Origin of the sequence: Serratia sp. CC22-02 (assembly GCF_900182895.1) — a bacterium.
GTDB lineage: Bacteria > Pseudomonadota > Gammaproteobacteria > Enterobacterales > Enterobacteriaceae > Serratia > Serratia nevei.
Window position 1 is genome coordinate 101,118 of sequence record NZ_FXUD01000001.1, and the last position, 17,905, is coordinate 119,022.

General features: G+C 58.8%; 19 protein-coding genes. 10 read left to right on the forward strand and 9 right to left on the reverse strand.

Going from position 1 to position 17,905, the window contains the following annotated elements:
- Positions 1-74: 74 nt before the first annotated feature.
- The 3 genes from QOL81_RS00510 to QOL81_RS00520 are packed head-to-tail and all read right to left on the reverse strand — an operon-like array spanning position 75 to position 2,884.
- Positions 75-935 carry an oxidoreductase gene (locus QOL81_RS00510; RefSeq protein WP_043147473.1) on the reverse strand — a complete coding sequence of 287 codons (861 nt, stop codon included), beginning with the start codon at positions 933-935 and terminating at the stop codon, positions 75-77.
- A 27-nt stretch (positions 936-962) separates the two neighbouring features.
- The gene (locus QOL81_RS00515) at positions 963-1,829 is read right to left on the reverse strand and encodes an oxidoreductase (RefSeq protein WP_283439566.1); all 867 of its coding nucleotides are present in this window, start codon (positions 1,827-1,829) and stop codon (positions 963-965) included.
- Positions 1,830-1,861: 32 nt separating this feature from the next.
- Positions 1,862-2,884 (reverse strand): MBL fold metallo-hydrolase, encoded by a 1,023-nt coding sequence (locus tag QOL81_RS00520; RefSeq protein ID WP_050438956.1) that lies wholly within the window; start codon positions 2,882-2,884, stop codon positions 1,862-1,864.
- A gap of 166 nt (positions 2,885-3,050) precedes the next feature.
- On the opposite strand from QOL81_RS00520, the gene QOL81_RS00525 reads away from it, so the two are divergent.
- On the forward strand, positions 3,051-3,983 hold the full coding sequence (locus QOL81_RS00525) for an AraC family transcriptional regulator (RefSeq protein WP_039566114.1): 933 nt from the start codon (positions 3,051-3,053) through the stop codon (positions 3,981-3,983).
- A 36-nt stretch (positions 3,984-4,019) separates the two neighbouring features.
- Here the strand turns inward: QOL81_RS00525 and QOL81_RS00530 are convergent, their stop codons facing one another.
- From QOL81_RS00530 to QOL81_RS00540, 3 genes are all read right to left on the reverse strand, one after another.
- Positions 4,020-4,961 (reverse strand): sugar phosphate isomerase/epimerase family protein, encoded by a 942-nt coding sequence (locus tag QOL81_RS00530; protein ID WP_197658256.1) that lies wholly within the window; start codon positions 4,959-4,961, stop codon positions 4,020-4,022.
- Positions 4,962-4,971: 10 nt separating this feature from the next.
- Positions 4,972-6,147, reverse strand: a complete 1,176-nt coding sequence (locus QOL81_RS00535) for a Gfo/Idh/MocA family protein (RefSeq protein WP_060418885.1) — start codon at positions 6,145-6,147, stop codon at positions 4,972-4,974.
- A 67-nt stretch (positions 6,148-6,214) separates the two neighbouring features.
- Positions 6,215-7,138, reverse strand: coding sequence for a substrate-binding domain-containing protein (locus QOL81_RS00540; RefSeq protein ID WP_147839957.1), 924 nt, complete (start codon positions 7,136-7,138; stop codon positions 6,215-6,217).
- A gap of 317 nt (positions 7,139-7,455) precedes the next feature.
- On the opposite strand from QOL81_RS00540, the gene QOL81_RS00545 reads away from it, so the two are divergent.
- The 4 genes from QOL81_RS00545 to bla all read left to right on the forward strand — a co-directional run bounded on the left by QOL81_RS00545 (position 7,456) and on the right by bla (position 10,543).
- Complete coding sequence (locus QOL81_RS00545; protein ID WP_060439933.1) at positions 7,456-8,466, forward strand: LacI family DNA-binding transcriptional regulator; 1,011 nt, start codon at positions 7,456-7,458, stop codon at positions 8,464-8,466.
- Between the two features lie 39 nt (positions 8,467-8,505).
- The gene (locus QOL81_RS00550) at positions 8,506-9,018 is read left to right on the forward strand and encodes a hypothetical protein (protein WP_060418879.1); all 513 of its coding nucleotides are present in this window, start codon (positions 8,506-8,508) and stop codon (positions 9,016-9,018) included.
- A gap of 85 nt (positions 9,019-9,103) precedes the next feature.
- Entirely contained in the window at positions 9,104-9,484 is a 381-nt protein-coding gene (locus tag QOL81_RS00555) for a nuclear transport factor 2 family protein (protein ID WP_070914325.1), read from the forward strand.
- 201 nt (positions 9,485-9,685) lie between these two features.
- On the forward strand, positions 9,686-10,543 hold the full coding sequence (bla, locus tag QOL81_RS00560) for a class A beta-lactamase (protein ID WP_070914323.1): 858 nt from the start codon (positions 9,686-9,688) through the stop codon (positions 10,541-10,543).
- Positions 10,544-11,091: 548 nt separating this feature from the next.
- Here the strand turns inward: bla and QOL81_RS00565 are convergent.
- Complete coding sequence (locus tag QOL81_RS00565; RefSeq protein ID WP_139159367.1) at positions 11,092-11,331, reverse strand: hypothetical protein; 240 nt, start codon at positions 11,329-11,331, stop codon at positions 11,092-11,094.
- Between the two features lie 121 nt (positions 11,332-11,452).
- Between QOL81_RS00565 and QOL81_RS00570 the strand changes: the two genes are divergently transcribed.
- Positions 11,453-11,830: a VOC family protein gene (locus QOL81_RS00570; protein ID WP_070915219.1), complete on the forward strand. Its 378-nt coding sequence runs from the start codon at positions 11,453-11,455 to the stop codon at positions 11,828-11,830.
- A gap of 84 nt (positions 11,831-11,914) precedes the next feature.
- On the opposite strand, the gene QOL81_RS00575 is transcribed toward QOL81_RS00570, so the two are convergent.
- Complete coding sequence (locus QOL81_RS00575) at positions 11,915-12,373, reverse strand: YbaK/EbsC family protein (protein ID WP_048233970.1); 459 nt, start codon at positions 12,371-12,373, stop codon at positions 11,915-11,917.
- 167 nt (positions 12,374-12,540) lie between these two features.
- Between QOL81_RS00575 and QOL81_RS00580 the strand changes: the two genes are divergently transcribed.
- Both QOL81_RS00580 and QOL81_RS00585 read left to right on the forward strand, forming a co-directional pair.
- Positions 12,541-12,966, forward strand: coding sequence for a DUF2231 domain-containing protein (locus QOL81_RS00580; protein WP_149572445.1), 426 nt, complete (start codon positions 12,541-12,543; stop codon positions 12,964-12,966).
- A gap of 10 nt (positions 12,967-12,976) precedes the next feature.
- Complete coding sequence (locus QOL81_RS00585) at positions 12,977-14,278, forward strand: PQQ-dependent sugar dehydrogenase (protein ID WP_060418871.1); 1,302 nt, start codon at positions 12,977-12,979, stop codon at positions 14,276-14,278.
- A gap of 41 nt (positions 14,279-14,319) precedes the next feature.
- On the opposite strand, the gene QOL81_RS00590 is transcribed toward QOL81_RS00585, so the two are convergent.
- The gene (locus QOL81_RS00590; protein ID WP_142109905.1) at positions 14,320-14,928 is read right to left on the reverse strand and encodes a class I SAM-dependent DNA methyltransferase; all 609 of its coding nucleotides are present in this window, start codon (positions 14,926-14,928) and stop codon (positions 14,320-14,322) included.
- A gap of 245 nt (positions 14,929-15,173) precedes the next feature.
- Here QOL81_RS00590 and QOL81_RS00595 point away from each other — a divergent pair, with 245 nt between their 5' ends.
- On the forward strand, positions 15,174-15,560 hold the full coding sequence (locus tag QOL81_RS00595) for a DUF2946 domain-containing protein (protein ID WP_230200973.1): 387 nt from the start codon (positions 15,174-15,176) through the stop codon (positions 15,558-15,560).
- Between the two features lie 225 nt (positions 15,561-15,785).
- Positions 15,786-17,852 carry a TonB-dependent copper receptor gene (locus QOL81_RS00600; protein WP_283439567.1) on the forward strand — a complete coding sequence of 689 codons (2,067 nt, stop codon included), beginning with the start codon at positions 15,786-15,788 and terminating at the stop codon, positions 17,850-17,852.
- Positions 17,853-17,905: the final 53 nt, after the last annotated feature.

A 17,905-nucleotide genomic window follows, 5' to 3' on the forward strand; every position in this document is an offset into this window, starting at 1 on the left:
AAAAGGTAAGACATACGTGACGACGTCACATAAAACAAACGGGCTACATAGGCAGCCCGTTTGAAAGGTGGGTATTACAGCGCCTGAACGGGATTCATCGCAGCGCCGGGGAAGGCCGTATCTTCACCGCGTTCACGCCACGGCGCCAGATCGCGGCTGCGGGAGGCTACCGCGCTGTCCCACAGCTGATACGCGTCCTTACCGAGCATCAAACGCACCGGCGGGGTGGCGCTGGCCACCATATCGACGATCACGCGAGCGCCCTTGACCGGATCGCCCATCTGTTTGCCGTTCTGCGTGCGGTAATACTCCACCATGCCGGCATCCAGTGGCGCATAGGCCGCGATTTCGCGTTCGGCCTTCATGGCGGCGCTGCTGGCGAAACCGGTACGGAAGGCGCCCGGCTCGATCAGCGTGACGTGGATCCCCAGCGGCTTGACCTCGTGGTGCAGCGCTTCGGTAAACCCTTCCAACGCGAACTTGGTGGCGTTGTACAGACCGCTGCCGGGGAAGGCCACCAGGCCGGCGATGCTGGTCAGATTGAGAATATGGCCGGACCGTTGAGCGCGCATCTGCGGCAGCACTTCACGCGACAGCTCGGCGGCCGCAAAGAAGTTCAGCTCCATCTGGGCGCGGATCTGTTCGGAAGTGAACTCTTCCAGCGCCCCGTAAGAACCGGCGCCGGCGATGTTGGCCAGTACGTCGAGGCGGCCGAAGGTTTCGACGGTCTTCTTCAGGGCGGCGGCGCGCGCCGCAGGATCGGTCACGTCCAGCTGCAGAGCCAGCGCGCGTTCGCCGTGGCCGGCGGCGATCGCCTGCAGCGGCGCCAGACGGCGGGCGGTGAGCACCACGTTGTCGCCCTTGGCCAGCACGGCCTCAGCCAAAGCCTGGCCGAAGCCGGAAGATGCGCCTGTAATAAACCAGGTTTTGTTCATATCGAGATTCCTCGTTATCGTGGGGAGTTACAGTTGAATTTCAGTGAGTTCTGCGCCATCAAAGGCGGTGTCTTCGCCCCGTTCGCGCCAGGCGTTAAGCTCCTGCTGGCGTTTGGCGAGGGTGGTGTCCCACATGGCGTAAGCGTCGCGCCCCAGCATCAGGCGCACCGGCGGGGCCGTGAGAGTGACCAACTCCAGCATGCGCTGCGCCGCTTTGGCGGGATCGCCCATCTGTCGGCCGGCGGACTGCGCCAGGTAGGTTTCAAACGGTGCAATCGACGGGCGGTAGGCCTCGATGCGCTGCGTCGGCCGCATGTTCACGTCGCCGGCGAATTCGGTGCGGAAGGCGCCGGGCTCGACCAGGGTCACGTGGATCCCCTGCGGCCTGGCCTCGATGGCCAGCGACTCCGTCCAGCCTTCGAGGGCAAACTTCGCCGCGCAATAGGGGCCGGCGGCGTTCATCGCCACCAGACCGGCGATGCTGCTTACGGTGATCACGTTGCCGCTGCCCTGGCGCCGCATCTGCGGCAGCACGGCGCGGGTCATCTCCGCCGCCGCAAAGAAATTCAGCTCCATCTGCTCGCGCAGCTGTTCGAGGCTGAACTCTTCGCAGGCGCCGGCTACACCGCGCCCGGCCAGGTTGGCCAGCACGTCGATGCGGCCGAACCGCGCCAGGGTATCGGCGACCGCCTTATCGCGCGCGGCGGCATCCGTGACGTCCACCGCCAAAGGCAGCACGCGATCCTCCTGGCCCTTAGCCAGCGCCTGCAGGCGGTCGAGACGGCGGGCGGTCACCACCACCCGATCGCCGTTGGCGATGGCCGCTTCCGCCAGGGCTTTGCCCAGGCCCGACGAGGCGCCGGTGATCAGCCACACTTTATGGTCATTGTTCATTTCAGGTTTCCTGCGAATAAATAAAACGGCGCTTAGCGCCACCAACGGCTGCCGGGGTGCGGCCGAACGATATCGACACGTTCGCCGATCATCGGCGTCGCGACCTGCACGCTAGAGGTAGCGGCATGGCGCAGTACCTGGTCGAACGGGTCTTGCCAGGCGTGCATCGCCAGATCGAAGGTGCCGTTATGGATCGGCAGCAGCCAGCGGCCGAGCAAATCCCGGTGCGCCTGCACGGTTTGCTGAGGGTGCATATGCACATAGGGCCAGCGTTTGTCGTAGGCGCCGGTTTCCATCAGCGTCAGGTCAAAGGGGCCAAAACGGCGGCCAATCTCGGCAAAACCGGTGAAATAGCCGCTGTCGCCGCTGAAGAACACCCGCAGCTCATCGTCTTCAATCACCCAGGAACACCACAGCGTGCGGTTGCCGTCGGTCAGGCTCCGGCCCGAAAAGTGCTGGGCCGGGGTAGCCGTCAGCCGCAGGCCGTCGATTTCCGTGCCTTGCCACCAGTCGAACTGGCGGATTTTGTCCGGCGCCACGCCCCAGGCCGCCAGGCGATCGCCCACGCCGAGCGGTGCGACGAACTGGCCCACCTTGCCGTCCAGCGCCCGAATGGCGGCCTGGTCCAGATGGTCGTAATGATCGTGTGAGAGGATCACGGCGCGGATCGGCGGCAGCTCCTCGATCGCGATCGGCGGCGCGTGAAAGCGTTTTGGCCCGGCGAACGGCAGCGGCGATGCCCGCTCGGAGAACACCGGATCGGTCAGCCACCATTGGCCGCGCAGCTTGAGCAACACCGTGGAATGCCCCAGGCGGTACAGGCTACGATCGGGTGCCGCCTCAAGCTCGGCGCGCGACAGGCGCTGAATCGGCACCGGCGTCGCCGGCACCGTGCCTTTGGGCTTGTTGAAAAATACGTCCCACCACACGCGCAGGGTGGACTCGGGCAGGTCACCCGGCGCCGGCGGCCGCTGATTGTTAAAGCGCCGATCGCGCCATTGTGGCGATGAAGCATAGCCGCCCGCTGTCGGGCGCAATTTGGAACAACGGCTCAAAGTCAGAATTCCTTCAGCACAGCAATGGATGATTCGGGCAGCGGCGCGGTTCAGGTCGCCTTTGCCCGCACGACGCGATAAAACTTGTTGTCAAGAATAAGCCTTGAGAGACGGACGATCCATGCGCTAAAGTACTTGTTTGTTTATCAAGAGTACGGATTTCATCATGGACCCGCTGTCAGACGTGTTGTCGCTGCTGCAACCCCAAAACCAGTTTTACGCCGGTTTCGACGCCGCCGGGGACTGGTCGTTCGAGTTTCCCCCTCATGAAGGCATCAAATTCACGGCGGTGATGCGCGGCGCCTGCTGGGGCATGACCGACGATCTGGCGCAGCCGATCCATTTCCGCGAAGGGGACTGCTTTTTGCTGAACAGCCGGCGGCGCTTCAGGGTCGCGTCCGATCCGGCGTTGCCGCCGCAGGGAGGGGAGCAGATCATGGCCGAGGCGACGCGCGACGGCATCGCCGTGCATAACGGCGGTGGCGAGGTCTTTTTGATCAGCGGGCGTTTCGGTTTTTCCGGCCAGCATGCGGCGCTGCTGTTTGATGCGCTGCCGCCGATCATCAACATCCCCAAAGCCTCGAGCCAGGCGGGCGTTTTGCGCTGGACGCTCGAACAGTGGACGAACGAGTTGCGTCACCCGCAGCTCGGCGGTGCGCTGATGTCGACCCACCTGGCGCACTTGATGCTGGTGCAGGTGTTTCGCCAGTTCCTCGAAACGGCCCATGGGCTGCCGAAAGGTTGGTTTCTGGCGCTGACCGACCGCCAGATCAGCCTGGCGATCGCCGCCATGCACGCCGAGCCGGCGCGCAACTGGACGCTGGAAGAGCTGGCCCGCATCGCCGGCATTTCCCGCACCGTATTCGCTCAACGTTTCAAAGGGCTGGTTGGCAGCACCGCCATGGAATACCTCTCGCGTTGGCGTATGCTGCAGGCGGCAGATCGCCTGCGGGCCGGTAAAGAAAACGTCGCGTCGATCGCCTACTCGTTGGGATACGGCTCGGAAAGCGCGTTCAGCACCGCCTTCAAACGGGTGATGGCGCAGTCGCCGTCGCAGTATCGGCGGCAAATGCCGGCCGGGGCGAGTGAGCCGGAGTGAAAGGGGGCGCAGCGGCCGTGACCGCCGCGCCTGGCTTTACTGGCTGATGCTCTGCTGCAGCGCCTGAACGGAGGAAACGATGCCGGCATCGACCGACATGGTCAGGTCTTCCATTTCCAGCGACACCCAGTCGTTGTAGCCCATCATGCGCACCACCGAGCAGAACGCCTTCCACCACTGCAGATCCCGGCCGCAGCCGACGGCGACATAGTTCCAGGCGCGGCGGGCCACGTCGTCGATCGGTTTGGTCTCCAGCAGTCCGTTAACCTCAACGACGCCGCGCTCAAGGCGCACGTCTTTGCCGTGCACATGGTGAATGGCGGGGCCGAGGGCGCGGGCCACCGCGATGGGATCCGCACCCATCCAGATCAGGTGGCTGGGATCGAGGTTCAGGCCCACCATCGGGCCAACGGCCTCGCGCAGCCGGAACAGCGTTTCCGGGTTCCACACCAGCATGGCGCTGAAGTTTTCCAGCGCAAAGCGCTCGACGCCGCACGCTTTGGCCCGAGCGACCAGCGCCTGCCAATAGGGGATTGCCACTTCATTCCATTGATAGTCCAGACAGTTTTTCACCGTCGGCGGCCAGCTGACGGTATAGGTGATCCAGTTGGGAATGGTGTCATGCGGGCTGGCCGGGGGCAGGCCGCTCATCATAACGATCTTTTTCACCCCCAGCAGCCCGGCCAGCTCCAGCGTATTGTCGGTTTGGCGCTGATGGCGTTGCCCCAGTTCGCCGGGATCGAGCGGATTGCCGGAGACGTTGAGCGCGGCGATCTCCATGCCGCGGCTGGCCAGCGCCTGCTGCAGCTGCCGGCGTTTGGCGGGGTTAGCCAGCAGATCGTCGGTATCCAGATGGGGCGCCGGAGACCAGCCGCCGGTGGTCATTTCCACGCCGCTCACCCCCAGCTCCAGCAGCCGATCCAGCATCTGCTCGAAGGGTAAATGACCCAGGCTGTCGGTACAGAATGAAAGTTTCATGGTGCTTTCCTTATTGGTAATTAACCCAGGTGGCGCCGTTGTCGGCGGAACGAACGCAGTTTTCAATCCAGCGCACGCCTTCCAATCCGGCGTCGATATCCGGATAGATCAGCGTGGCCAGCGTCTGCCGATCGCCGCGCTGGCTGGCACTGATGGCGATGGCGAACTTGAGGTAGATATTGGCCCAGGATTCGGCCAGCCCTTCGGTATGCAGTGCACCGAGCCGCTCTTCGGCCAGGGCGCTGTCGTCCAGATAGGGCATGCCGTGGTGCAGCGTTTGGTTGGGCCGCCCCTGGATCTCATGGCGCAATTCGCCGGGGGCAGCGTCGCTCCACTGCAGGCTGGCGAGCGAGCCCACCACGCGGATGCTTTGGCTGTCCATTGCGCCTGCATTGACGGCGGAGGCCCACATGCGGCCGACGGCGCCGTTTTCGTAGTGCATCAGCACCATGGCGTTGTCTTCCAGCGGGGCGCGAGAAGGAATAAAGCTCTGGCGATCGCACAGCAGGGAGGCAATCTTCATATCGGGCATCACCAGCTGCGAGATGTAGAAGGTATGGGTGGAGATGTCGCCCAGCACAAAAGAGGGGCCAGCGATTTTCGGATCGACGCGCCACTTTTGCGCCTCGAACGTGTCCGCGCTTTCGTTGGCATTGAAACCGTGGGTGTATTGCAATTCGACCATGCGTATTTCGCCGATGTCGCCGTTCGCAATCATGGCGCGCATCTGCATCAGCAGCGGATGGCCGGAGAAGCCGTAAGTTACGCCGACGATCAGGCCTTTCTCCGCCGCCAGCGCCTTGATTTCTCTCGCCTCCGCCGTGGTGAAGAACAGCGGCTTTTCGCAGATGACATGCAGGCCAGCATTCAGCGCGGCGCGCGTGATTGCATAATGGGTGCCGTTGGGGGTGGCGATGGTCACCACCTCAACGCCATCTTCGCGGTCGGCTTCTTGATCCAGCAGCTGTTGATAGTTGTCATAGCAGCGTTCGGCGGGCACGCCGAGGTTGACGCCAAACTCACGTCCGCGCGCCGCGTCGATATCAAAAGCGCCGGCAACCAGCCGATAAGCGGTGTTGTCGCGCAGTGCGCCGGAACGGTGCTTGTAGCCCACCTGGCTGAGGCGGCCGCCGCCGATCATCGCCCAACGCAGCGGGCGAGGGATGCTTCTTTCACCATTTAACATGCTGACTCCTGATACTGTGGTTTTGCACTCGGGTGCAAAATGGGTTGAAAAAGAGAGTGGCAACGGTTTATTTCTGGTTCATCTGTGCAAATTGCGGGTAGTTTTCTCGCGTCACGGTGGCATAAGGCACCCAGTTGTAAGGCTCGGTTTTAGTGTGATCCAACATCGCTCGGGTCACCTGCACCGCGCCGATCGCCTGGGCTTTGGCATCCTGGAAAATGGTCACCGCCAGGTCGCCGCTTTTGATAAATTGCAGGCCGTCTGGCGTGCCGTCGATACCGGCGACCAGCACGCCATTCTTTTTGGCCTGCTTCAGCGCCATGATCGCGCCGATGGCCATCTCATCGTTGTTGGCGGCGATCGCATCGATCGGCGTGCCGTTCAGCAACCAGCCGGAAACCACGTCGACCGCTTCATTGCGCTGCCATTTGGCGGTCTGTTTCTCTACCACTTTCATGTCTTTGTGTGTGGCGATTACCGCTTCTACCGCACGGGTGCGTTCGCGGGTTTCTTCGTTGGAGAGGGCGCCCATCAGGATCGCCACGTTGCCGCGGTAATTCATTTTTTTCGCCAGGGCTTCCATCTGCAGGCGGCCGCTGAGCGCCGAATCGGAGCCGACGTAGGCCGTCGCGCCGCTAAGCGGCACTTCGGGCTTGCGGTTGACGAAGATGAGGGGGATCGCGGCGCGTTGGGCAGCCGTTATCATCGGCTGGACGCCTTGCGTATCGACCGGGTTGAGGATAATGGCGTCCACGCCCTGATTAATCAGATCGTCTACCTGCTGCACCTGCAGGGCGACATCGCCCTTGGCATCGACGAACTGGCCCTGCAGCTGCTGCGCAGCCAGTTCTCGTGCCATTTGGCTGCGCAGGATGGAGACGAAGTTGAGATCGAAGTTGGCCAGCGCCACGCCGACCTGGTAGGTCTTGGCCTGGGCGGTCACGACAAACAGCGAGCAGGCTAACATCAACAGCAGTCTGGTTTTTTTCATTACGGTATCCTGTCGAGATGAGAGGTGTTGTGTTAAAGCAGTGTATTTGCAACCGGGTGCAAAACAAAAGACAAGACGGCGATGAGTCTCTGAATGCCACCGTGAATGTCGGCTATGGATAAAATTCGGTCAACTGGGGAAAGGTGAAAACAGCGTGGACGATCACAAACTCTTTACCTTTTGCACCCGGTTGCACAACAAATTGCAATCGGGTGCAAAAACGGGACATAATTGCAGCAGGAATGCCGACGGGCGCTTAGGGGATCTGAGCGAGCAGGGTATAGTTTGACTTCATCGAAGCCGGGATCGACGCAACCATGATAAAACACCACAAAGCCACCGCCAGCGACGTCGCCGAAAAGGCCGGCGTCTCTAAATGGACGGTATCGCGCGCCTTTACGCCCGGCGCGTCGATCTCGGACAGCGCGCGTGAAAGCGTACTGGCGGCGGCGGCCGAGTTGGGCTATCGGCCAAACCTGCTGGCGCGCAGCCTGTCGCAAAAACGCACGCACATCATCGGCGTGGCCATCGACGAGATGAAGAACCCGCATTCGATGATGATGCTCGATATGGTCACCAAACAGCTGCAAACCCGCGGCTATATGGCGCTGCTGCTGAACATCACCGCCGGGGAAAACTACCGGGCGGTGATGGCGATGGCCGATCAGCTGCAGGTCGATGGCATTTTGTTCCTGGCGACGGTGTTAACCCAAGAGTGGGCGGCGATCGCGCAAGACCTGCATCAGATCCCGCTGGTGCAGGTGTGCCGCAATACGGAAAGTGAACACATTGATGTGGTCAATATCGACGGTTACCGCGCCGGCGAAGAGATCGCTGAGTTGCTGATAGAACAAGGGCATCGGCGCTTTGGCTACATGAAGGGGCCGGACACGCAAAGCAGCCATTTGCTGCGCATGGAAGGCTACCGCGACAAACTGATGGCTGCCGGCTTTCAGTTGGATCGGGTGCTCACCGCCGGCCACTACGATCGCCAACGCGGTTTCCAGCTGATGAGCGAATACCTGCAGGCAACGCCGGAAAGCGAGCGGGTTGAGGCGCTGTTCTGCGAGAACGACGTGTTGGCGCTGGGGGCGCTCGAAGCGCTCAGGCAAACGGCGCCGTCGTCCACGATGGCCGTGGTCGGTTTCGACGATATCGACGAAGCCGGCTCAGCCAATTGGGCGCTGACCAGCTACAGCCAACGCATCGACCGGCTGGTCGAGGAGGCTTTGAATCGCCTGATCGACAATCGCGCCACGGCAGACGGCGCCTGGCGGCACGGAGAGTTGCGGGTTCGGCGGTCGCATTTGGCTGGGAAACCGGCGTAAGGATTTCTTTTTGTGTGACAATGTCACTATTGAGGCTTGATGAGAGCACATCGAGATAGAAAGAAAAAACTCTATAGGAGAGAAAGCGTGACATCCAGAGGGCCCATAGCCAGCGGTGGTGAGTACCGCTGGGAACGGCATAGCAAACAGCTGGATGATGAGCAGTTGCCGCTGCGTGAAAGCATGCATGGGCGGATACAACATGGCATGGATTACACGCCGCTATTTCAATTTTTGCTCAGTAAAGTGGGCCAACCCTGGAGTGAAGTGCACAGCGAAGCGGTTAGTCGGTTGGATAAAGAAGCACCTATTTTTTACCTGGTGGCGCTGCACCGTAAAAACTGGCAGAGCTATGTCTGCTGTGGTGAGTCGAGCTATTACAGCGGGCTATGCATAGATGAGCACGGGATACTGCAGAAAGTGAACCCGGCATTCACCGCAGAAGATGTGCCGGTGAGATGCCGCTGTTGTACCTATACGTTCAACGGGGAACTGGTGCCCGTCACGGAAAAAAACTGGCAAAAACCCTATGAGAAGGAATCCTGGGAATAGTCAGGTTTCACGAGTGTCATTCAGATGTAGATTGACTGCCGAAGTTTGCCAGATTTCACGTAGCGCGATCAAAAAGGAGGGCATTTTGACCCATTTTGCACAGTGGCTTAGCCAAATTCAGGCGCTTGAGGTTGAACTGCACCAGCCAACAACGCGCTGCGATCCGAAACATGTCGCGGCATTGTTGCATGAAGACTTTGAAGAGATTGGTCGTTCAGGCCTACGTTATGACAAATGCCAAACCGTTGCGGCGCTGGAGATGGAAACGGATTATCCGCCAATTTTCGCCGAAGGTTTTAAGCTGGCGAAAATCAGTGAAGGCGCCGTGTTGCTGACGTACAAAAGTTTTCAGCGTGATGCGCAGGGCCGCGCCGTTCGTTGCACTGAACGCTCATCGATTTGGCTGCTGACGGAAAAGGCGGGTTGGCAGATGCGCTTTCATCAAGGTACGCCGGCAGAGGATTGAGCAGAGTTTAAAAAGCTGATCGAATGGAGTCATTTAACTCACGCTATAAGTTTTTCTATAGGCTACTAAAAATTATCATCATTTGTTAACCATAAAAAATAAAATATAATCATGAGGAAAAACAAAACCCTGCATAAATTAAACCTTATATTTATGCTGGAATAATTTCATTATATAAACATTGACTATAAAAGGTTTGCTATGAAATTGCGACTTACAATATTTGCCACATTGGTATTAAGCATGCCTATGGCACCCTCTGCTTTTGCTTTGACTTTACAAGATCAAGTTAAACAGTACGAAAAAGAGGGCTGGAAGGTAGGGTTGTCAATTCTATCTTCAGATGATAAAACGATTTCTATAAATGGAAACCAACGCTTTCCTTTAGATAGCACAGTTAAATCAATTGCTTGTGCCAATGTCCTGGCAAAGGTTGATGCAAAGAAGCTTTCATTAAATCATTCTATGGTAGTGACTGAAAAAAATATTGTGACCTATTCACCCGTTGCTAAAGATTATATGAACAAGCCATTTACGCTTGAGCAAGCTTGCAAAGCGGCCAATGAATACAGTGATAATACAGCAGCTAATTTTGCTATTTTTTCGGGTGGAGGACCAGAAGCTCTGACCGAATTTATGAGATCTATAGGAGATACGGTTACTCGCTCTGACCGATATGAGCCAGAATTGACGGTCAATCCCGTGGATGATTTGCGAGATACAACGACTCCTGATGCGATGAGCAAGAGTATCAAGAAAATTTTGACCGGCGAAGTTCTCAGCGATGCATCAAAAGCGCAATTGAAAGAATGGATGGTCAATAACAAAGTCGCTGATAATATGCTTAGAGCGTCTCTTCCTAAAGGATGGAAAATCGCCGATAGGTCAGGTGCAAGTGATTATGGTGTCAGAGGGATAACGTCGATGGTCTGGTCAAATAATCATGATCCTGTATTCATCAGCATCTATGTGAGAAAAGCGGATACCTCTTTGGATGAACGCTCAGCGGTGATCCGTACTTTAGGTTCGCATATATTTGACGAATACCTTAGCCACTAAGAGGATAGTAGTAAGAGGTTAGGGGTTCTATGGAAGAGCCCCGATAAGCAGCAGAGAGTTACGTACTCAGGAAAGCTCCACGCCATGGCGGTTAGCATTCATCAGGTTTAATTTAACATAATATACATTATGCGCACCTTGGTGGTGATATGTGGATTCTGCCGTCCAGGCCTGATTCATGGGCTTTCTCCTGTGGCTTGCCATGCCGGCGCCGGCTGCTCATGCCGCTGAACTAATTCGTTTTTCAACCGGCCATAAGCCGCCGGGTTTTGCCGACGGTCTTCTGCTGCCTGGTGTTTGTGTTGCTCAGCAATACCATGATGCTTGCGCAGGAAATCTCTGAACGCCAACTGTCTGATCGCCTGTTCACTTGCTGCAGCAACGCCTGCCAGTAATGCTGTTCTCGCCACGCGGCGTAGATCTCATATCATGCATCTTGTCATTCACACCATCCAACGCCGCCAGGCTTTCAATCTCCAGCAAGATATCAATCGTTGGTTTGGCACTGCTGTACTACCGATATGATGAATTGCCGTTAATACGCCAGCCTACATCTCGCGTAGTTTCAACGCTTCATCTTGATAACGTTCCAGCCACTGCGTCTCATAGCCCTCGACCGTGATGCTGCGTGCGCCATTTCCCGTTTCAGTAATGATGACCGGACATGATTTTCTAAGGCGCATACCTGCCGATATTGGCCAGAAATCCCCTGCTTTTTTGATCGCGCTACGTGAAATCTGATAAAACGTGGCGGCTAAGATACTGCAGATTTCTCCCAAACGCGTCACTTAAACGGGCACTATTTGTATGCTAAATACGCATTGGCGTGCGTTTGTATCGCTTTCGGCGCCCACCACGGCGTTGGCTATACTGAATGGGAATATTCTTCCATGCTCCAGGAGCCTCTCCATGTTTGACCATGTGAAATTTGGCGTCAGCGACTTTGCCCTTAGCAAAGCGTTTTTCCTCAATGCGCTGGCGCCGCTGGGCGTAAAGATCGTTGCCGAAGGCGAGCCCGGCTATGGCGTCGAACTTTGTCCCGATCGGGGTAACGTGTCATTGTGCCTGTTTCAAACCGATGAAAAGCCGGCACACCTGCACCTGGCATTTGCCGCAAGCACCCGTGAACAGGTCGATGCGTTCTACCACGCTGCGCTAAATGCCGGCGGCATAGACAATGGCGCACCCGGTTTACGGCCCAATTACCATGCCCACTACTATGCGGCATTTGTGATCGCCCCGGATGGTCACAATATCGAAGCGGTTTGCCATAACCCGATGAGCTAGTAATTTTTCCTGTTAAAACAGTATATTAATCACGATTAAATGCACTGTATTTAACATAAATAATGGTGACATCGTCACTTAACGTTACCCCGTCACGTCAATCCACTCTGCTCCGGTGATGCTGGCCAGGCGTTGTGGCGCAATTCTCACGCCGGAGTTATCGCTGCCACCTGCCGGAAGCACTTCACCGTAGCTGCACAGGCTGCGATCGCAGTAAATTCTCACCGCTGCCGGGGCGGCAAAGGGGCAAACGCCACCGGGCGGATAGCCGGTCAGCGCCTCCACCTCCTCCGCCGGCAGCATGCGCGCCTTTACGCCGAAGAATTGTTTGTACTTCTTGTTGTCGATTCGGGCGGTTCCCGCCATCACCAACAGCACCACGCCATCGTTCACGCGAAACGACAGCGTCTTGGCGATCTGCCCGCTCTCCACGCCAAAGGCTTCCGCCGCCAGCGCCACCGTGGCGGTATTCTTTGTCAGCACCGTCACCGCCGTTTCCGGGGCGTGCTCGGCCAGAAATCGCTGAACGCGCTCTATACTCATGCCCTTCCTCCCGATGTTGCTAAACCATTGATAATGCCGCAGTGAGGGTTCAGGTTTTAACATCGCATGCTAAAAATGAGAATCAAAATTGTTCAAATCGGTGAATCTGAACAAAGCTTTAAGGGGCCTACGCCTTTTTACCTATCATTTTTCATGGAGATATCTGCATGACCACGCAAACCACAGCAAGGCCTTCAGCGGCCGCGGTGGCCGTCTATGAATGGCTCAATCCGCTCCCCTACGGATTTTTCACCGCGGCGCTGATTTTCGACATCATCTATGCCTGCACGGCGAATATTCAGTGGGTCAATGGTGCCAGCTGGCTGATCGCCATTGGCCTGGTTTTTGCCATTATTCCCCGGCTGATTAACCTGGTTCAGGTGTGGTTCGGCAGCGGCCGGCTGCTGGGTTCTCCGGTCAAGCTCCATTTCTGGCTGAATCTGATCGCCATCGTTCTCGCCATTATCAACGCTTTCGTGCATAGCCGGGATGCGTATGCCGTGGTGCCGCAAGGCCTGGTGCTGTCTGCGATCGTGGTCGCGCTGCTGAGCCTCGCCAACATTCTGCTGGCCGTGGGCGCCCGCGCAAAATAAGGAGGTTTTCATGAAGCTATCATCCACCGCGATTGCGCTTTCCGCCGTGCTGGCGCTGGCCGGCTGCGACAACAGCGCCGTCATTTCGCCGGAACAACAAATGGGGCCGGATCCGGTGTTGCCGGCGGCGCAAAACTTCCTGATGCCGCCGATGCAGGTGCCAAAGGGCGTCGGCTGGCAGCAAAACCAGATGCCGAAAGTGGCCGAGGGTTTGAAAATCGATAAGGTGGCGGACGGTTTGCTGCATCCGCGCCAGCTGCTTACCCTGCCCAACGGCGATGTCCTGGTGGTGGAAGCCAACGGGCCGGGCACGGAGGCGGTGAGTACGCCCAAGCAGCTGATCGCCGGGCTGGTGAAAGGCCAGTCCGGTAAAGGCGGCAAAGGCGGCAACCGCATCACCCTGCTGCGCCCAACTGCCGACGGCGGCTGGGAAAAGCATGTTTTCCTCGAGGGGCTCGATTCCCCGTTCGGCGTCCAGCTGATTGGCAACACCCTGTACGTGGCCAACACCGGCAACATCATGCAGTACGCCTATCAGCCGGGCGAAACGCGCATCAGCGATGCGGGTAAAGAGCTGGCCGATCTGCCGGACACCATCAACCACCACTGGACCAAGGCCCTGCTGGCCAGCCCGGACGGTAAAAAGCTGTATGTCGGCGTCGGTTCCAACAGCAACATCACCGAAAACGGCCTGGCCGTAGAGTACCGGCGCGCCGCCGTGCTGGAAGTGGACACCGCCTCTGGCGCCAGCCGTGTCTTCGCCAGCGGCCTGCGCAACCCAACCGGGCTGCAGTGGGAACCGCACAGCGGCAAGCTGTGGGCGATCGTCAACGAGCGTGACGAGATCGGCGCCGATCTGGTGCCGGACTACCTGACCTCGGTGCAGGACGGCGGCTTCTACGGCTGGCCTTACAGCTATTTCGGCCAGCACGTCGATCGGCGGGTGCAGCCGGCGCGGCCGGATCGGGTGGCGAAAGCCATCAAGCCGGACTACGCCCTCAGCTCGCACGTCGCGCCGCTGGGGCTGCTGTTCTATACCGCGAACGCACTGCCGGCCGAGTATCGCGGCGGCGCCTTTGTCAGTGAGCACGGCAGCTGGGATCGCTCGCCGCTGAACGGCTACCGGGTCAGCTACGTGGCGTTTGAGCAAGGCAAACCGGTCGGCAAACTCAAAGCGGTGGTCACCGGCTTTGTCTCCGACGACGAGAAGGAACTCTATGGCGCACCGGTAGGATTAACGGTCGACAAGGCCGGCGCCCTGCTGATTGCGGATGACGTGGGCAACACCGTTTGGCGCGTCAGCGCTAAATAACGTTAACGGGCAGGTTCTTGGGGGATCTGCCCGTGACATTGTCACTCAACACCCTGCGCCAACCAGACCGTTCTTCCCCCGCAGGCGGGATCTTCCACCACATGGTCGACCACGCGGAAGCCGTTCTCCTGCAATAAACGTCTGTACTCCTCCGGCGCCAGGCTGGCGTGAAACAGCGGCTGGCCTTCGAAGCTGCCGATCGCCACGCCGTCGGCAGGGCCGCTGGTGAACATCAGTGCGGCATGCGGCCCGGCATGCCGTCTGAACAGCGGAAACATGCGGCGCTGATCGTCGCGCGCCAGATGAAAGAAGCTGTCCCAGGCCAGCAGGCCGTCGAACTTCGTCGCCAAATCCAGCTGGCGCATATCCATTTGTCGCCACTCCTGCTGAGGAAAACGCTGCCGGCAGCGCGCGATCATCGCCTGAGCACCATCGACGCCGGTGACCCGATACCCCTGTTCGATAAAATAGGCGGCGATCGGCGCGCCATTGCCGCAGCCGAGATCCAGCAGCCGCGCATTGGCCGGGGTGAGCTGCAAAAAGCGATCGAGCCACGGCCGTTCAAACAGCGTGGTGGGTCTGAGGCGTTCCCAGGCGGCAGCATGTTCGTCATAAAGTGGGATAATGGTGCTCGCCAGTTTTTCCGTCATTAATATTGTCCCCATCACGTTATTGGTGCCAAAAAAATAGCCTTTGGTCAGAATTAAAGCGCTTATTCGATAATATATTCATCAACAGACCGTTGACCAGAAATAAAAGGTTTTAACATTTCGACATAAACCAGTACAATTCCCTACCCTGTGTTAACCCTTTTTTTAGGTTGATTGTGTCGTTAATTCAGCGCTCTGCATCGCGACATCGGGCCGCCGCCTGGTTAGGGATGTTTGCCATTCTGATGTTGTTCATTGCGCCGGTGGTCTCGCGATCCCTGGAGCATGTACGCGCCGGAAGTGCTGGAACGACCGTCATGGCGGATTGCGGCATGGAGATGCCGATGCATCACGGGATGCACTCGCCGCCGCCTGAGCCTGAAAAAGCCTCACAGCCGCTGATGCAGCACGGCGGCGGCCATCACAACATGGCGATGATGATGGACGACAGCGCCTGCGGCTACTGCGTGCTGTTGCTGCACGCGCCGCTGCTGGACGTGAGCCACGCCCCGCTGTTCTGGTCCCAGTTGCTGGCTTCGCGCCCGCCGCCGATTCACTATCTCGTTCCCCTGTTTGCCCACGTCGTTCACACCGAATTACAGCCGCGCGCGCCCCCCGTCTCTTTCCTCTGATTTAACAATAAGCCCATTGCCGCTCTCTGTATTGCCGTTGATCGCTTCAACCCGGCGGAATTAATTCGCCCAACGGTTAATCATCGAGACGACATTATTAATCCGGTTATTTCCACGTTGATGGAATTAACCCCCGTATTTTCCGATGGTGATTTTCGCCAGGCCGCCCCACGCCTGAATAATCCCACGGCCAAGAACGGAAAAGAGTTAGCTTAAGGAAAGATGATGTTTAAACCGACTTATAAAAAGAACGCCGTTACCCGCGCCATCACCACCACCATGCCGCTGTTCCTGCTGGCCGGCCACGCGGCGCAGGCGCATCAGCACCCTACCGACGCACAGGTTAATGATGGCGACGTGATCACCGTCACCGCGCCGCTCTACTCCCCGTTGACCATCGTCACCTCGCCGAAAACCCCGCGCCAGCCGGTGCCGGCCAGCGACGGTTCGGACTACCTGAAAACCATCCCCGGCTTTTCGCAGATCCGCAACGGCGGCACCAACGGCGATCCGGTGTTCCGCGGCATGTTCGGTTCGCGGTTGAAGATCCTCACCGACGGTTCGGAAATGCTGGGCGCCTGCCCAGCGCGGATGGATGCGCCGACCTCTTACATCTCGCCGGAAAGCTTCGATCTGTTGACCATCACCAAGGGGCCGCAGACGGTGCTGTGGGGGCCGGGATCGTCGGCGGGCACGGTGCGTTTCGAGCGTGAACGCCCGCGCTTCGACAAACCGGGCATCAAGGGCAACGCCAGCGTGCTGACCGGCTCCAACGGCCGCTGGGACGAGAATATAGACGCCAGCCTCGGTGCCGAACAAGGCTACCTGCGGGTGATGGCCAACAAATCCCGCTCCAACGACTATCAGGACGGAACGAATACGCGCGTGCCGTCACGCTGGGACAAGTGGAATGGCGATCTGGCGCTCGGCTGGACGCCGGACAACGACACGCTGCTGGAAGTGACCATGGGCCGCGGCAACGGCGAAGCGCGCTATGCCGGCCGCAGCATGGACGGTTCGCAGTTCAAGCGCGAAAGCCTGGGCATGCGGGTGGAAAAATCCAACATCGGCGAGGTGCTGGATAAGCTGGAAGCGCAGGTCTACTACAACTACGCCAACCACGTGATGGACAACGTTACCCTGCGCTCGCCGGGCAGCGGCGGCATGGGTGGCCACGGGGGCCATGGCGCTATGAGCATGGGCGGCCACGGCGGGCACATGATGTCCTCAGGCATGACGATGCAGCTCGATCGCCGCACCGTCGGCGGCCGCGTGATGGGCACCTGGCAGTGGCAGGACGTGAAGCTTGAAAGCGGCCTGGACACCCAAACCAACACCCACCGCAGCATGAGCCGCGGCAGCTGGGAAAAAGACGCCCAGTTCAACAGCTACGGCGCCTTCAGTGAACTGACCTGGTCCACCAGCGAACAGGATAAACTGATCGGCGGCGCGCGTCTTGACCGCACCCTGGTGGAGAATTTCCGCAGCGGCAGCGACGGGGAACGTTCGGACACCCTGCCGAGCGGTTTTATGCGTCTTGAGCATACGTTGGCCGACCTGCCGCTGATGCTGTATGCCGGCGTCGGTTATACCGAGCGCTTCCCGGATTATTGGGAGCTGTTCTCGCCGAAGCTCGGCCCGAACGGCAGCAAGGATCCGTTCTCCAGCGTCAAGAGCGAAAAAACCACGCAGCTCGACATCGGCGCGCAGTACAACGGCAAACGCTTCAACGGCTGGGTCTCCGCTTACGTGGGCCGCGTCGATGACTTCATCCTGTTCAAATACGATCCGCACAACGCGCGTCTCAGCCAGGCCGATAACGTCAACGCCAACATCATGGGCGGCGAAATGGGCATGGGTTACCAGCTGAGCGAGCACTGGAAAACCGACGCCAGCCTGGCCTACTCCTGGGGCAAAAACACCAGCGACGGCCGGCCGCTGCCGCAGATCCCGCCGCTGGAGGCGCGTCTGGGGCTCACCTATGAGTACGGCGACTGGAGCGGCACCGGCCTGTGGCGTTTGGTCAGCAGCCAACACCGCGTGGCGATCAACGAAGGCAACGTGGTAGGCAAAGACTTTGCCGAAAGCGCCGGCTTCGGCGTGCTTTCCGCCAACGCCGCCTACAAGGTGAATAAAAACGTCAAGCTGAGCGCCGGTCTGGATAACATCCTGAACAAGACCTACAGCGAACACCTCAACCTGGCGGGCAACAGCGCCTTCGGGTATTCGGCCAACAGCGCGGTGAATGAGCCGGGCCGCACCCTGTGGGCCAAGGTTAACGTCACCTTCTAAACCGTACACCGGGCGATGGGCAACCGTCGCCCGGTCAGGCGATATGCGATCCG

Bases quoted from the DNA above. Each gene is read 5' to 3' on its own strand.
- QOL81_RS00575 (WP_048233970.1), bottom strand. From the start codon at position 12,373: ATGAGTATAGAGCGCGTTCAGCGATTTCTGGCCGAGCACGCCCCGGAA.
- QOL81_RS00515 (WP_283439566.1), bottom strand. From the start codon at position 1,829: ATGAACAATGACCATAAAGTGTGGCTGATCACCGGCGCCTCGTCGGGC.
- QOL81_RS00510 (WP_043147473.1), bottom strand. From the start codon at position 935: ATGAACAAAACCTGGTTTATTACAGGCGCATCTTCCGGCTTCGGCCAG.
- QOL81_RS00600 (WP_283439567.1), top strand. From the start codon at position 15,786: ATGTTTAAACCGACTTATAAAAAGAACGCCGTTACCCGCGCCATCACC.
- QOL81_RS00545 (WP_060439933.1), top strand. From the start codon at position 7,456: ATGATAAAACACCACAAAGCCACCGCCAGCGACGTCGCCGAAAAGGCC.
- QOL81_RS00525 (WP_039566114.1), top strand. From the start codon at position 3,051: ATGGACCCGCTGTCAGACGTGTTGTCGCTGCTGCAACCCCAAAACCAG.
- QOL81_RS00540 (WP_147839957.1), bottom strand. From the start codon at position 7,138: ATGAAAAAAACCAGACTGCTGTTGATGTTAGCCTGCTCGCTGTTTGTC.
- QOL81_RS00535 (WP_060418885.1), bottom strand. From the start codon at position 6,147: ATGTTAAATGGTGAAAGAAGCATCCCTCGCCCGCTGCGTTGGGCGATG.
- QOL81_RS00530 (WP_197658256.1), bottom strand. From the start codon at position 4,961: ATGAAACTTTCATTCTGTACCGACAGCCTGGGTCATTTACCCTTCGAG.
- QOL81_RS00570 (WP_070915219.1), top strand. From the start codon at position 11,453: ATGTTTGACCATGTGAAATTTGGCGTCAGCGACTTTGCCCTTAGCAAA.
- QOL81_RS00595 (WP_230200973.1), top strand. From the start codon at position 15,174: ATGTTGTTCATTGCGCCGGTGGTCTCGCGATCCCTGGAGCATGTACGC.
- bla (WP_070914323.1), top strand. From the start codon at position 9,686: ATGAAATTGCGACTTACAATATTTGCCACATTGGTATTAAGCATGCCT.
- QOL81_RS00550 (WP_060418879.1), top strand. From the start codon at position 8,506: ATGAGAGCACATCGAGATAGAAAGAAAAAACTCTATAGGAGAGAAAGC.
- QOL81_RS00585 (WP_060418871.1), top strand. From the start codon at position 12,977: ATGAAGCTATCATCCACCGCGATTGCGCTTTCCGCCGTGCTGGCGCTG.
- QOL81_RS00590 (WP_142109905.1), bottom strand. From the start codon at position 14,928: ATGACGGAAAAACTGGCGAGCACCATTATCCCACTTTATGACGAACAT.
- QOL81_RS00580 (WP_149572445.1), top strand. From the start codon at position 12,541: ATGACCACGCAAACCACAGCAAGGCCTTCAGCGGCCGCGGTGGCCGTC.